Below are 12,254 nucleotides of genomic sequence, written 5' to 3'. Positions count from 1 at the left end.
TTCACGGCGTGTACACCGTCGGCCTCGGTGCCGTCGCCATGCCGTTGCCGAGGAAGAAGCTCGGGTGCGGGGGCTGGTTGTAGGCGGTGTTCTGCCAGGCCAGGCCGGTGCGGTACATCGTGTCGTGGAGGAGGGTCGTGATCTTCACGGTCGTCTCGTACGGGGTGGAGTAGATCCGCAGGGCCGTGTTGTCGGACGTCGGCCAGACGACCTCCTCGCGCCAGTCGCCCAGGATGTCGCCGGACAGCGACGGAGTCGCCTTGGTGCTGTTGTTGGAGTGGACGCCGGAGCCGGTCAGCAGGCGGGTGTCGGCGGAGGTGCCGTACTTGTCGATGTGGGTGCCGTCGAGGAGTTCGCGGACCGTGTCGCCGTCCCACCAGGACAGGAAGTTGACGGAGGACGGCTCGCGGCCCTTGGTGGCTCCTCCCTCGTCCCGGATGGAGGAGTCGGAGGCGGACCACACCTCGGCGCCGTCGTTGCCGGCCCAGATGTCACCGGCGACTCCGCGGCCGTTGTCGCAGCATCCGGCAAGACTCCAATTGACGGTGCCGTTGGCCGGGTTGATGTAGAGCTCCGCCGGCTGGGACGTCGACTCGGACACCTTGAAGTACTCCAGGCCCGCGTGCGAGGGGTCCAGGTCGCCGAGGTGCTGGGCGTCGCCGTGGCCCGTCTTCGTGGTCCACAGTCCGTTGCCGTTGTCGTCGACGGCCATCGCACCGTAGACGATCTCGTCCTTGCCGTCGTTGTCGACGTCCCCGACGGACAGGCTGTGCGACCCCTGACCGTCATAGCCCTTGCCGCTGTTGGTGGAGGAGCTGCTGTCGAAGGTCCAGCGGCGGGTGAAGGTGCCGCCTCGCCAGTCCCAGGCCGCGATCACCGTGCGGGTGTAGTAGCCGCGGGCCATGACGAGCGACGGGCGGGCGCCGTCCAGGTACGCCGTCCCGGCGAGGAAACGGTCGACACGGTTGCCGTACGAGTCGCCCCACGACGACACCGTGCCGCGCGCCGGCACGTAGTCCACGCTCTGCATCGCCTTGCCGGTCTGGCCGTTGAACATGGTCAGGTACTCGGGGCCGGAGAGGACGTAACCGCTGGAGTTGCGGTAGTCCGCCGACGAACTGCCGATCACCGCGCCGGTGCCGTCGACCGTGGCGTCCGCCGTCTTCACGGCGACCTCGGCCTTGCCGTCGCCGTCGTAGTCGTACGCCTGGAACTGTGTGTAGTGCGCTCCGGAACGGATGTTGCGGCCCAGGTCGATCCGCCACAGCCGGGTGCCGTCGAGCTTGACGCCGTCGAGGATCGTGTTGCCGGTGTAACCGGACTGGGAGTTGTCCTTGGCGTTCGTCGGCTGCCACTTCAGGACGAAGTCCAGCGCCCCGTTCCCGTCGAGGTCGGCGACGGAGGCGTCGTTCGCCTCGTAGGTGTACGCCACTCCGTCCGGGGTCGTCCCTCCGGCGGGCGGGCTGATCGGAACGTCCTTGTAACCGGTGCGGAGTTGGACCGCGTGGACCGAGTCGGCCTGCTCGACACCGCCGACGACCGCGCGGACCGTGTAGTCGGCCTGGGCGGGCGCGCCGGAGTGAAAGTAGTTCGTGGAGCCGGTGATCGGGGCCGAGTTGACCTTTGTACCGGCGCGGTAGACGTTGAAGGACACGTCGTTCGGGTCGGTGCCGAGCCAGCGCCAGCTGACCAGGTTGCCGCTGTCGGTGTGGACGCTGACGACTCCGCGGTCGAGCTTCTCGACCTGGCGGGCGGTGGCTGCCTCGGCGGTACCGGGCGACAGCGCGGTGAGCCCTGCGGCCACGAGGGCCACGGTGGCGGTCATCGCCGAGAGCAGGACTCGGCGTCTGCGGTGCGGGTGCGGGTGCTGCACGGGGTGGACCTCCGAAGCGGAGAGGACGGACGGGTTCCGCCCCCTCAGTCGCCGCACGGGGAAGCCGAGTTGCCGTATCTTTCGGCCAGTTCGGCGATCGTTCGAGCCATCCGTTCACGCAGCTCGGGCGGCTCCAGGACCTCGATGTCCGTGCCCAGGCGCAGGAAGTCGCCATGGGCCTGGTCGACGGACTCGACGGGGACGCGGGTGACGGTCCAGCCGCGGGAATCCGTACGCTCCGAAACCGCCCTCGGCAGCCGCACGCTGGGCGCGAGCCGCACCAGCGCCTCGGCCCGGTACAGCCGATCGTGGAAGTCCCGCTGATACGCCGTCCAGTAAGCGCCCAGATCGAACCCCTCCGGACGGACGAACTCCTCGTCGCACAAGGAGAGTTCGAGGATCTGGTCCACCCGGTAGGTGCGCGGCCCCGGACCCGCGACGACATACCAGCGCCCCGCCTTCAGCACCAGCCCGTACGGCTCCAACCGCCGTTCCACATCGGTCGGTTCGGCCCAGCGGCGGTACGCCAGCCGAAGCACCCGGCTGTTCCACACCGCGGCCGCCACCTGTGGCAGGAACGGCGTCTCCTCGGCCTCCGCGTACCACCCGGGCGCGTCGAGGTGGAAGCGTCCGCTGATCCGGTCCGCATGCATGCGCAGCTCCGTCGGCAACGCGGCCCGCACCTTCAGCTGGGCGGCGGCGAGGACCGAGCCCAGTCCCAGCTCGGCGGCGGCCTCCGGGGCTCCGGCGAGGAAGAGGGCCTGCGCCTCGTTCGCGGTGAGTCCGGTCAGACGGGTGCGGTAGCCGTCGAGCAGGCGGTAGCCACCCGCGTGGCCCGCGTCGCCGTACAGCGGGACACCGGCCGTGCTCAGTGCCTCGACGTCCCGGTAGACCGTGCGGACCGAGACCTCCAGTTCCTCGGCGAGCTGGGCGGCCGTCATCCGGCCCCGGGTCTGGAGCAGCAGGAGGATCGAGACGAGTCGGCTGGACTTCACTGCCACATGGTGTCAGTGAAGCGGCCTTACCGTCATCACAGACGGCCGCTGCCCCGCCGGTCCGCAGCCCGCAGCCCGCAGCCCGCAGCCCGCAGACAGCGCGAACTCCTCATCCGTGCAGCCGAGCACGAGAGTGCTGCGGGCGGGGTGGACGTGCACGGTGCTGCAACCCCGCCTCGCCCTTGGCCCGGTCAACGATCTGCGGGAGCCGCCAGGTGGTCGGTGAGGCAGGCGAGGTAGAGGGCGAGGGTGGTGTGGTGGTCGCGCAAGGGGCGGCCGGTGAGCTGTTCGATCTTGTTCATGCGGTAGACGACCGTGTTGCGGTGGATGTGCAGGGCGGCCGCGGTGCGGACCAGGTTGTAGCCGCTCTCGCACCAGGCGGTGATCGTGTCGCGCAGGGTGGGCCAGTCCGGCTGGGTGCGCAGCTGGGCGGTGGTGGAGTCGACGAGACGGGTGCGGGCGGGCTGGCCGAGGGCCGTGAGGAGCTGGTGGACCCGTAGGTCGCTGATGGGGTGGACGAGCGGGCCGTCCGGGCGACGTGTGCCGAGGCGGAGTGCCTCGCAGGCGTCCTGGTAGGAGTGGTGCAGGGCGTCGACGGTGGCGGCCGGCTCGCCGATGCCCGCGCGGGCGGCGAGACCGTCCCGGGCGGCGATCGCGTCGATGACCCGGCGGCAGTCGAGAGGGACGGAGTCCACCGGCCGCCGGGAGGCGAGCCGGTGCAGGACGCCGACCCGGCCGGGGGCGGTCGCGGCGACGAGGTCCTGCGGGTCGGCGAAGACCTCACGGACCGTGCGCAGGATCTCGGAGCGGACCAGACCGATGTCCCGGCGCGGGGCGCGGGGCGGCGCGGTCACCTCGAAGGCCACCGCGATCCGGCGCAGGCGCAGGTCGAAACCGAGGTCGGCGGCCCGGAAGGCGAGGCTGCCGGCCTCGATGACCTCGGGGTCGTAGGAGGCGAGGTCGGCCAGGAGCTTCTCGGCGGCGCGCTCGGCGAGCAGCCGGGAGCGGAGCATGACCGATTCCCTCAGGAGGATCTCGGTCTGGCGTTTGACGAGCAGTCCGAAGCGTCGCACCTGTGCGGGCGTGCCGGTGATGCCCACAGTCCCCACCGCCTGTCCGCCGGCGACGAGCGGCAGGGTGACGCCGGGCCGCACCCCGCGCAGCAGCTGGGCCTGGGAGGCGTTGTGGGTGGCGGCCTCCTTGGTGCGCATGACCTCGACGGACGCTTCGTGGAAGGTGCCCACGCGGCTGCGGTCGCCGCTGCCGATGACCACGCCCTCGGCGTCGGTGATGAGCACGTTGTAACCGATCACGGCGGAGGTGTCCCCGGCGATCTCCTGGGCGAGCGAAGGGCTCAGCACGGTTCGTCCTCCCGCCCGAGGGCGTTGCCGGTATGGACGGACCGTACAGGGGAGCGCGTGATTTCGGCCAGACATTCATACGAAGTGAACAGTGACGCAGGGCGGGGTGATCCCTAACGTTTGGGCCCAATCCCACCCCGCCCCGCGACGGAAGGGCTCAGCCCATGTTCCGCGTTCGCTCCCTCGTCGTCGCCCTGGCGGCGACACTCCTGATGTCCCTGACGGCCGCCTGCGGTTCCGGCGGCGACGACGCTCCCACCGACGTGTCGGCGCAGACCGCCGCGCTGGGCACGCTCACGCCCGGTGTCCTGAAGGTGGCCATCGAGCCCTACGCTCCCTACACCTCTCTCCAGGGCGGCAAGATCGTCGGCCTGGACGGCGACATCCTCGCCTATGTCGCCAAGAAGCTGGGCTTGGAGATCAAGCCGCAGGTCACCGACTTCGCCGGCATGCTCGCGGGCGTGCAGTCGCGCCGTGTCGACATCACGGTGGGTGGCGTCGCCTGGTCCGCCGACCGGCAGAAACAGGGACTGTTCACCGACCCGCCGTACTACTCGCCGCCCGCGATGGCCGTCCGAGACGGAAAGACGTACAGGACGGTCGATGACCTGAAGGGCCTGAACCTGGGCACGGTCGAGGGCTATGTGTGGGTCAAGTCGATCCAGGCGGTGCCGAAGGCGAAGCTGCACGCCTATCCGGACGCCAACGGTGTCTTCGACGACCTCGGCGCGGGCCGTGTCGACGTCGGCTTCCTCGACCCGCTGATCATCATCGCGGCGCAGAAGGAGCGCCCCGACCTGAAGATCGCAACCGAGTATCTGACACCACCGACCACCGCCGAGGTGAAGCAGCAGCCCGCATACGCGTACTTCCAGCAGTACCAGACCGGCTTCTACCTGCCCAGGAAGGCCACCAAGCTGGAACAGGCCATCTCCCGGGAGATCGACGCCATGTACACCAACGGCGAGATGACCAGGCTCGTGACGAAGTACGGCGGCGACCCGGAGCAGTTCCTGAAGCCGGCGGCGGACGTCGCCTCGGCGCGACGCGGAGTGGACCGGCCGGCCGGCTGGAACCCGCCGACCATCGGACAGTGAGGGGCTGACATGTCCGGTCTTTTCCAGGTGCCCTGGTCCGACTACCGCGGCGACCTCCTCGACGCGCTCGGCCGTACGGTCTCCTACACCGTGGTCAGTTTCGCCGGCGCCGTGTTCCTCGGCCTGGCCGTGGCACTGCTGAGGCTGAGCCGGGCCTGGCCGCTGCGGACCGTGGCCGCCCTCTACACCGAGGTCTTCAAGAACGTCCCGCTGCTGGCCATCATCTTCCTGACCTACTTCGGCCTGGCCTCCGCCGGCATCCGGCTGGACGTGTTCAGCGCGGGATGTCTGTCCCTGATCGTGTTCTACGCCGCCTACCTCTCGGAGATCTTCCGCGCCGCGATCAGCGGAGTGCACGACGGGCAGACGGAGGCCGGTGAGGCGCTCGGCATCGGCAGGGCGGGCATCTTCCTCCACATCGTCCTGCCCCAGGCCGTCCGCCAGGCCCTGCCCGGCACCAACACCATGCTGGTCGACCTGCTGAAGTCGACGTCCCTGCTGGTGACCGTGTCAGCCGCGGAACTGATGTCGGAGGGACGGCTGATCACCTCGGCGACGTTCAGGGCGCTGGAGGTCTACCTGGTCATCTCCGCCCTCTACTTCGCCCTGTGCTATCCCCTCTCCCAACTCCTCCTGTTCCTCGAACGCAAGGTGCGCGCCGGCATTCCGCTGTCCCCGTGGCGACGGCGCCGGGTACGCGCGGCCCGCGCGCTGCTCGCATCCGACCTGGACGCCACCGCCGGACGAAAGGAGGCGGCCGTATGACCGAGCCCGTCACCACCCGCACGACCGTCGAACGAACCGCCACCGCCGAGGAGGTCATACGGATCGAACGGCTGAGCAAGTCCTTCGACGGCAGGCTCGTCCTCGACGACGTGCACCTGACGGTCGGCCGGGGCCGGATCGTCAGCGTCATCGGGCAGAGCGGGGGCGGCAAGACGACCCTGATGCGCTGCGTCAACCTCCTGGAGAAACCGGACGGCGGCACGGTCGAGGTGGCCGGCGAGGTGGTGCACAGCCAGGGCCGGACCGTGTGCCGTGATCTGCCGCGCCTGCGGCGCACGGTCGGCATGGTCTTCCAGAGGTTCAACCTCTTCCCGCATCTGACGGCCGTGGAGAACGTCGTCCTCGCTCAGCGCAAGGCGGGGATCCCGGAGCCGGAGGCGCTGGAGCGGGCCGTGACGCTGCTGCGCAGGGTCGGGGTGGCCCACCGGGCGCTGGCCCAGCCCGAGCAACTGTCCGGCGGCGAGCAGCAGCGGGTCGCCATCGCCCGCGCGTTGGCGCTGAAACCGGAGGTCCTGCTGTTCGACGAACCGACCTCCTCCCTGGACCCGGAGGCCACCCGCGAGGTACTCAGCGTGATGCGGGAGCTGGCCGCCGAGGGCATGACGATGCTGCTGGTCACCCATGAACTGCCGTTCGCCCGCGAGGTGTCCGACCATCTCGTCTTCGTCGACGGCGGCCGGATCGTGGAGGAGGGCGCCCCCGGGGACGTTCTGGACCGTCCCTCCCACGCCCGGACCCGCGCCTTCCTCGCCACCTCCGTGAGCGGGGCATGAACGGGCCCGTCGTGGTGGTCGGCGGCGGTGTGGTCGGGCTGTGCACGGCGTACTACCTGGCGGCCGCCGGGCTGCAGGTCGAAGTGGTGGAGCGCGGGGACCTGGGCTCCGGCGCCTCGCGGGGCAACGCGGGCTGGGTCTGCCTCAGCCACTCCACCCCCGTCCCGGCACCGGGCGTGGTGCGCTACGCGCTGCGCTCGCTGAACCGCCCGGACTCGCCGCTGTATCTGCGGCCCCTGCCGGATCCGGCGTTCGTCCGCTGGCTGTGGCGGTTCTGGCGCAGCAGTACACCGGCCGCGTTCCGGCGCGGGTACGCGGCGATCGCCGAACTGAACCGCGACACCTTCGACCTGTTCGACGAGCTGAGCGCGGCGGGCGTCGAGACGACGCTGACCCGTCCCGGCATGGTGCACGCGTTCCTGTCGGCTGCCGAGGCCCGCCATCACCTCGCCGTCCAACGGGAGATGGCCGACGGCCGCTACCAGTTGCCCGACGACGTGACCACCGGCGACGAAGCGCGCCTACTGGACGACGCCCTCGCGCCCGGGGTGCGGGCCGCGTATCTCGTCGAGGGCGAGGGCCTGGTCGATCCGGAGGCATTCGCCCGTGGACTCGGCCGGGCGCTGGCCGCCACCGGGGTGAAGGTCCACGAGCACACGCGCGTCACCGGGTTCCGCACGGCCCGGGGGCGGGTGACGGCGCTGCGCACGGGCCAGGGCGAGATCCCCTGCGAAGCCGTCGTCATCGCCGCCGGCATGCGCTCCCCGGCCCTGCTCGACCTCCTCGGCAGGAGACTGCCGCTCCAGGCGGGCAAGGGCTACAGCTTCTCGGTCGACCTCGACCCGGCACCCCGACACACCCTCTACTTCGGCGAGCGCCGGGCCGTCGCCTCCCCCATCGGCGCCACCACACGCATCGGCGGCACTATGGAACTCAGCGGCAACAACAACCGGCTCGACTGGCGCCGGATCACCGCGGTCGCCCTCGCCAGCAGGCACTACCTCGGCGACTGGTTCGACGACCCCGACGACCTGGTCACCCTGATCCGGGACCCATGGGTGGGCGGGCGCCCCTTCCTCCCCGACGGACTCCCCGTCATCGACCGCGTCCCCGGCCACGACAACGCCTACGCGGCGACCGGACACGGCATGCTCGGCATCACCCTCGGCCCGGCCACCGGCCACCGGCTCGCCCAGTACATGCGCACCGGCAACCGCCCACAAGTACTACAGCCGTTCCGGTTCGACCGGTTGCGCGGATAGGGCGTTCAGGGCGTCCGCGTGAGGTGGTCCGACGGCGGTGTCGCCGACGACCAGCAGGAGGATCGGGACGAGTCGGCCGGACTTCACTGCCACATGGTGTCAGTGAAGCGGTCCTACCGTCCTGCCATGGCCTTCACCGAGAAGCTGCTGACCGTGCCGCCGCCCCTGACGGTCGCCGGGCGGCGGATCAAGCGCTACCACGTCACCTCCGACACGGCCGGCATCGCGCCCGATGTCGAGAAGGCGGCCCACGAGATCCTCCCGGAGCTGCTGCCGGAGCCGGACGGGACTCCGCCCGCGACCTTCGTCGTCCTGCACCGGGGCGGGGACACCGGCGCCTACCTCAACGTCTACAGCTGGGTGTGGGACAACGTGCTGCACTTCCGGGGCGCATCCGCCGGGCAGCCGGCGCTCGGCTGCCCGGACCTCGATCCCACCCACTTCGTCAAGCCGGACCTGCCCTGGATCGGCTGTGTCTGGGAACTTCCGCCGATCCTGCACGAACGGGACGCCTGGGTACGGCACATGCTCGCCCCCGAAGTCCCGGACCTGGCCGCCTACCTGGCCGATTCCCTGCCCGAGGGAACCACTGGAGACCGCTCATGAGCAGCCCGCGCGACTTCGACTTCTTCCACGGCGACTGGGAGGTCGTGAACCGCCGCCGCACCGACTTCCTCGACCCGGCCGGCGAATGGGAGGAGTTCCCGGCCACGGACCGGTGCTGGCCCCTGTTCGACGGCGCCGCGAACGTCGACGAGATCGACATGCCGCACCTTGAAGCGAAGGGCGTGACTCTGCGGCTGTTCGACCGGGAGAGCGGACAGTGGTCGCTGCACTGGGCGGCGAGCCGCAGCGGGAAGCTGTTCCCGCCGGTGACCGGACGGTTCGAGGGCGGCCGGGGCGAGTTCCACGGCGACGACACCTACGACGGGAAGGACGTGCGGGTGCGGTTCGTCTGGGCGGACATGTCCCCGGCCTCGGCCCACTGGGAGCAGGCGTTCTCCGTCGACGGCGGGGCGACCTGGGTGACCAACTGGACGATGGACTTCAGCCGGCCTTCCGGAACGCCCTGACGCCGAACACCGGGTCGGCGCGCGGGAGTTCCTGGCCCGGAAGCTCCTCCAGGCGGGCGGCGAACCGTTCCGTGCGGGGGTCGCCGGGCGGCAGCAGGGTGAACCAGCCACGCCGCAGGTCGGCGGCGGTACGCCGGGGACTGCGGCCCTGACCGCGGCCCGGGAAACGGGCCTGCCCCGCCGGATGCAGGAGGTGGGCCGCGGCGTACGCCTCCACGAGCGGCGCCGCGTCGGGGGCCGGGCGGCGCGGGCGCGGGGCGAGGACGGCGTCGATGTCGCTGCCGACGTCGTGGGCGGCCGCCTTGTCGACGGTGGTGACGTACACCCCGCCGGGCCTCAGGACCCGCGCGCACTCGGCGACGACCGCCCGGACGTCCTCGGGTTCGTCGAAGAGATGCAGCAGCCACACGCTGGTCACGGCGTCGAAGGCCCCGTCGGGGAAGGGCAGTGCGCGGCTGTCGGCGAGCACGACGGCGCCGGGCAGCCGGCCGGCGGCCACCCTTGCCATGCCGTACGTCAGGTCGGCGCCCGTCACCCCGGTCGTGGGCCGCGCCTCGGCGAGCCTGCGGGTGACGATCCCGGTGCCGCAGGCCACGTCCAGGAGCCGCCTGGTCTCCGTGGGGACCAGTCCGAGCACGGCGGCCGCGGCCGCGGCGGCCCTGGGCTCACCGCCGCGGGTGGCGTCGTAGGCCTGGGCCTCCTTGTCGTAGTCGAGCACGGGCTCACTGGGCTCCGTGGCCGGGGGCGAGCGCCTCCACGCGCTGCGCGAGCTCGAAGTCCTTCACGGTGACAGCGCCGCCCGCGCTGTGCGTGTGCACGGACAGGTCGACCGTGTTGTAGCCGAGGGTGAGGTCGGAGTGGTGGTCGAGTTCCTCCTGGACCTGGGCGATGTGCACGACCATCGCGGTCGCGGCGAAGTGCGTGCCGAGCCGGTACGAGCGGGTGAGGCGGCCGTCGGCGGCGGACCAGCCCGGCAGCTCCGCGAGCCGGTCCTCGATCTCCTTCTGCGACAGGGGTTCGACGGGCATGACCTCGCTCCTTCCTGAGGGCCTGAGTATGTGTCCAGCGTGCCACAGCTGTGCTGCAGCGGCCCTGGTCAGCAGGGTTCCCGACGGCCGGTCGCGGAGACCTTCGGGGCTACTGCCGCGCGCACAGGCACCACCCCGACTACGGTCGTCCGTATGACCATGCTCCCGTCAGGCAAGGCCGACCCCGCCACCGCCTCCCCCGGCCAGGGCATCGGCGTCGGCCCCCTGTTGCGCTCCTGGCGGGAGCAACGGCGCCTCAGCCAGCTGGAGTTGGCGCTGCGGGCGGACTCCTCGGCGCGGCACATCAGCTTCGTCGAGACGGGACGGTCCCGGCCCAGCGAGGAGGTGGTGCTGCGGCTCGCGGAGCACCTGGACGTGCCGGTGCGGGAGCGCAACGCCCTGCTGCTGGCGGCCGGTTACGCCCCGCGCTTCTCCAGTACTCCGCTGGACGACCCCGCGTTGGACGCCGTGCGGGAGGGCATCGAGCGGCTCATCCAGGGCTATGAGCCCTACCCTGCGCTGGTGTTCGACGCCTCGTACCATGTGGTGGCCGCGAACCGGGGCATCATGATGCTCCTCGACGGCGTCCCGGAGTTCCTGCTCCGGCCTCCGCTGAACACGATGCGGCTCACCCTGCACCCGCAGGGCCTCGCCCCGCGCATCCGCAATCTGCGGGAGTGGCGCGGGCATCTGCTGGACCAGATGCGCCGGCAGATCGCCCTGAGCCGCTCCAGGTCGCTGCGCGAGCTGTACGAGGAGGTGGCGGCGTACCCGGTGCCGGAGCCCGAGGGCGACGGCCCCGAGAACAGGGAGGCCGTCCCGTACTTCGCGCTGCCGATGCGTATCGAGCACGAGGGCCGGACGCTGTCGTTCGTCTCGTCCACGTCCACCTTCAACACGCCGATGGACGTGACCGTCGCCGAGCTGGCCATCGAGACGTTCCTCCCGGCCGACCCGGCGACGGTCAAGTACCTGCACTCACTGCTTCCCTGACACCCGCTCAGCGCGGAAGGTGACGAACGGAGCCTCCGTGACCGGTGAGACCGACACGGGAACATGACACACTGCACGCGAACTTCGACGCGTAGGGGAGGCGTGGCGTGAGTGAGCGGCGGCCTGCGCCGACCGTGGGCCAGGTGGTCCTCGGCAGACGGCTTCAGGAACTGCGGGAGGCGGCCGGTCTCAAGCGCGAGGAGGCCGCGCAGGTACTGCGGGTGGCCCCCGCGACCGTACGGCGTATGGAGATGGCCGAGGTCGCCCTGAAGATCCCGTACGTCCAGGTGCTCCTGGAGACGTACGGCGTCCCCACGGACCAGACCGAGGGCTTCGTGGAGCTCGCCGAGGAGGCGAACAAGCCGGGCTGGTGGCAGCGGTTCCACGATGTGCTGCCCGAGTGGTTCAGCCTGTACGTGAGCCTGGAGGGCGCGGCCCGCATCATCCGCTCCTACGAACCGCACTTCGTGCCCGGCCTGCTCCAGACCGAGGACTACGCGCGTGCCGTCATGGAGGCCGGGACGATCGGGCAGACGGGTCCCGAGGCGCTGGAGCGGCACGTGTCGCTGCGTGTCGAACGGCAGCGGCTGCTGGAGCGCCCGAACCCGCCCCACCTGTGGGCGATCATGGACGAGACGGTACTGCGCCGCCCGGTGAGCATCCGCGCCGAGGTGATGCGCGAACAGCTCGACAAGCTGCTGGAGTTCGCCGAGCGCGACCGGGTCACGCTCCAGGTGTGCGAGTTCGAGGACGGCCCGCACCCGGGGACGTACGCGCCCTTCTCCCTGTTCCGTTTCGCCGAGCCGGAGCTGCCCGACATGGTCTTCACCGAGTACCTGACCGGTGCGCTGTACCTCGACTCCCGCCAGGAGGTCGCCACGCACCTGGAGGTCCTGGACCACATGTCGGCGCGTGCCGCCTCGGCCGAGCGCACGAAGAAGCTGCTGCGGAAGCGCCGCGAGGACTTCTGAGCGGGCATTCACGACGTCACCGCCACATCACAGGGGAGCAGA

The 12,254-nt window shown here is 70.8% G+C and carries 13 protein-coding genes; 8 read left to right on the top strand and 5 right to left on the bottom strand.

What is annotated here, in order from left to right:
* Position 1: 1 nt before the first annotated feature.
* The 3 genes from ACFYRX_RS34730 to ACFYRX_RS34720 form a co-directional block, all read right to left on the bottom strand.
* Positions 2-1,873, bottom strand: coding sequence for a rhamnogalacturonan lyase (locus tag ACFYRX_RS34730; RefSeq protein ID WP_389108590.1), 1,872 nt, complete (start codon positions 1,871-1,873; stop codon positions 2-4).
* A 44-nt stretch (positions 1,874-1,917) separates the two neighbouring features.
* Positions 1,918-2,868, bottom strand: coding sequence for a helix-turn-helix transcriptional regulator (locus tag ACFYRX_RS34725; protein ID WP_389108587.1), 951 nt, complete (start codon positions 2,866-2,868; stop codon positions 1,918-1,920).
* Between the two features lie 191 nt (positions 2,869-3,059).
* Positions 3,060-4,229, bottom strand: a complete 1,170-nt coding sequence (locus ACFYRX_RS34720) for a CdaR family transcriptional regulator (RefSeq protein WP_389108584.1) — start codon at positions 4,227-4,229, stop codon at positions 3,060-3,062.
* Positions 4,230-4,393: 164 nt separating this feature from the next.
* Between ACFYRX_RS34720 and ACFYRX_RS34715 the strand changes: the two genes are divergently transcribed.
* The 6 genes from ACFYRX_RS34715 (at position 4,394) to ACFYRX_RS34690 (ending at position 9,220) form a co-directional block, all read left to right on the top strand.
* Complete coding sequence (locus tag ACFYRX_RS34715) at positions 4,394-5,326, top strand: substrate-binding periplasmic protein (protein WP_389108581.1); 933 nt, start codon at positions 4,394-4,396, stop codon at positions 5,324-5,326.
* A gap of 9 nt (positions 5,327-5,335) precedes the next feature.
* Positions 5,336-6,091 carry an amino acid ABC transporter permease gene (locus ACFYRX_RS34710; protein ID WP_389108578.1) on the top strand — a complete coding sequence of 252 codons (756 nt, stop codon included), beginning with the start codon at positions 5,336-5,338 and terminating at the stop codon, positions 6,089-6,091.
* A complete protein-coding gene (locus ACFYRX_RS34705; RefSeq protein ID WP_389108575.1) occupies positions 6,088-6,885 on the top strand; it encodes an amino acid ABC transporter ATP-binding protein in 798 nt (265 codons plus the stop codon). Before ACFYRX_RS34710 ends, ACFYRX_RS34705 begins: the two co-directional genes overlap by 4 nt.
* Positions 6,882-8,147, top strand: coding sequence for an NAD(P)/FAD-dependent oxidoreductase (locus ACFYRX_RS34700; protein WP_389108573.1), 1,266 nt, complete (start codon positions 6,882-6,884; stop codon positions 8,145-8,147). The genes ACFYRX_RS34705 and ACFYRX_RS34700 overlap by 4 nt, the downstream gene beginning before the upstream one ends.
* Before the next feature lie 126 nt (positions 8,148-8,273).
* Positions 8,274-8,753 carry a hypothetical protein gene (locus tag ACFYRX_RS34695; protein ID WP_389108570.1) on the top strand — a complete coding sequence of 160 codons (480 nt, stop codon included), beginning with the start codon at positions 8,274-8,276 and terminating at the stop codon, positions 8,751-8,753.
* Complete coding sequence (locus ACFYRX_RS34690; protein WP_389108567.1) at positions 8,750-9,220, top strand: hypothetical protein; 471 nt, start codon at positions 8,750-8,752, stop codon at positions 9,218-9,220. The genes ACFYRX_RS34695 and ACFYRX_RS34690 overlap by 4 nt, the downstream gene beginning before the upstream one ends.
* On the opposite strand, the gene ACFYRX_RS34685 is transcribed toward ACFYRX_RS34690, so the two are convergent.
* The gene (locus ACFYRX_RS34685; RefSeq protein WP_389108565.1) at positions 9,195-9,938 is read right to left on the bottom strand and encodes a methyltransferase domain-containing protein; all 744 of its coding nucleotides are present in this window, start codon (positions 9,936-9,938) and stop codon (positions 9,195-9,197) included. The genes ACFYRX_RS34690 and ACFYRX_RS34685 overlap by 26 nt on opposite strands.
* Before the next feature lie 4 nt (positions 9,939-9,942).
* Positions 9,943-10,248, bottom strand: a complete 306-nt coding sequence (locus ACFYRX_RS34680) for a 4a-hydroxytetrahydrobiopterin dehydratase (protein WP_389108562.1) — start codon at positions 10,246-10,248, stop codon at positions 9,943-9,945.
* Positions 10,249-10,401: 153 nt separating this feature from the next.
* Between ACFYRX_RS34680 and ACFYRX_RS34675 the strand changes: the two genes are divergently transcribed.
* Positions 10,402-11,241, top strand: coding sequence for a helix-turn-helix domain-containing protein (locus ACFYRX_RS34675; protein WP_389108559.1), 840 nt, complete (start codon positions 10,402-10,404; stop codon positions 11,239-11,241).
* A 107-nt stretch (positions 11,242-11,348) separates the two neighbouring features.
* Entirely contained in the window at positions 11,349-12,212 is an 864-nt protein-coding gene (locus tag ACFYRX_RS34670) for a helix-turn-helix domain-containing protein (RefSeq protein ID WP_389108557.1), read from the top strand.
* Positions 12,213-12,254: the final 42 nt, after the last annotated feature.

Origin of the sequence: Streptomyces sp. NPDC005374, assembly GCF_042872225.1 — a bacterium.
Taxonomy (GTDB): Bacteria; Actinomycetota; Actinomycetes; order Streptomycetales; family Streptomycetaceae; genus Streptomyces.
The sequence above is the reverse complement of the archived record's forward strand: the minus strand, read 5'-3'. Positions and strand labels throughout refer to the sequence as shown.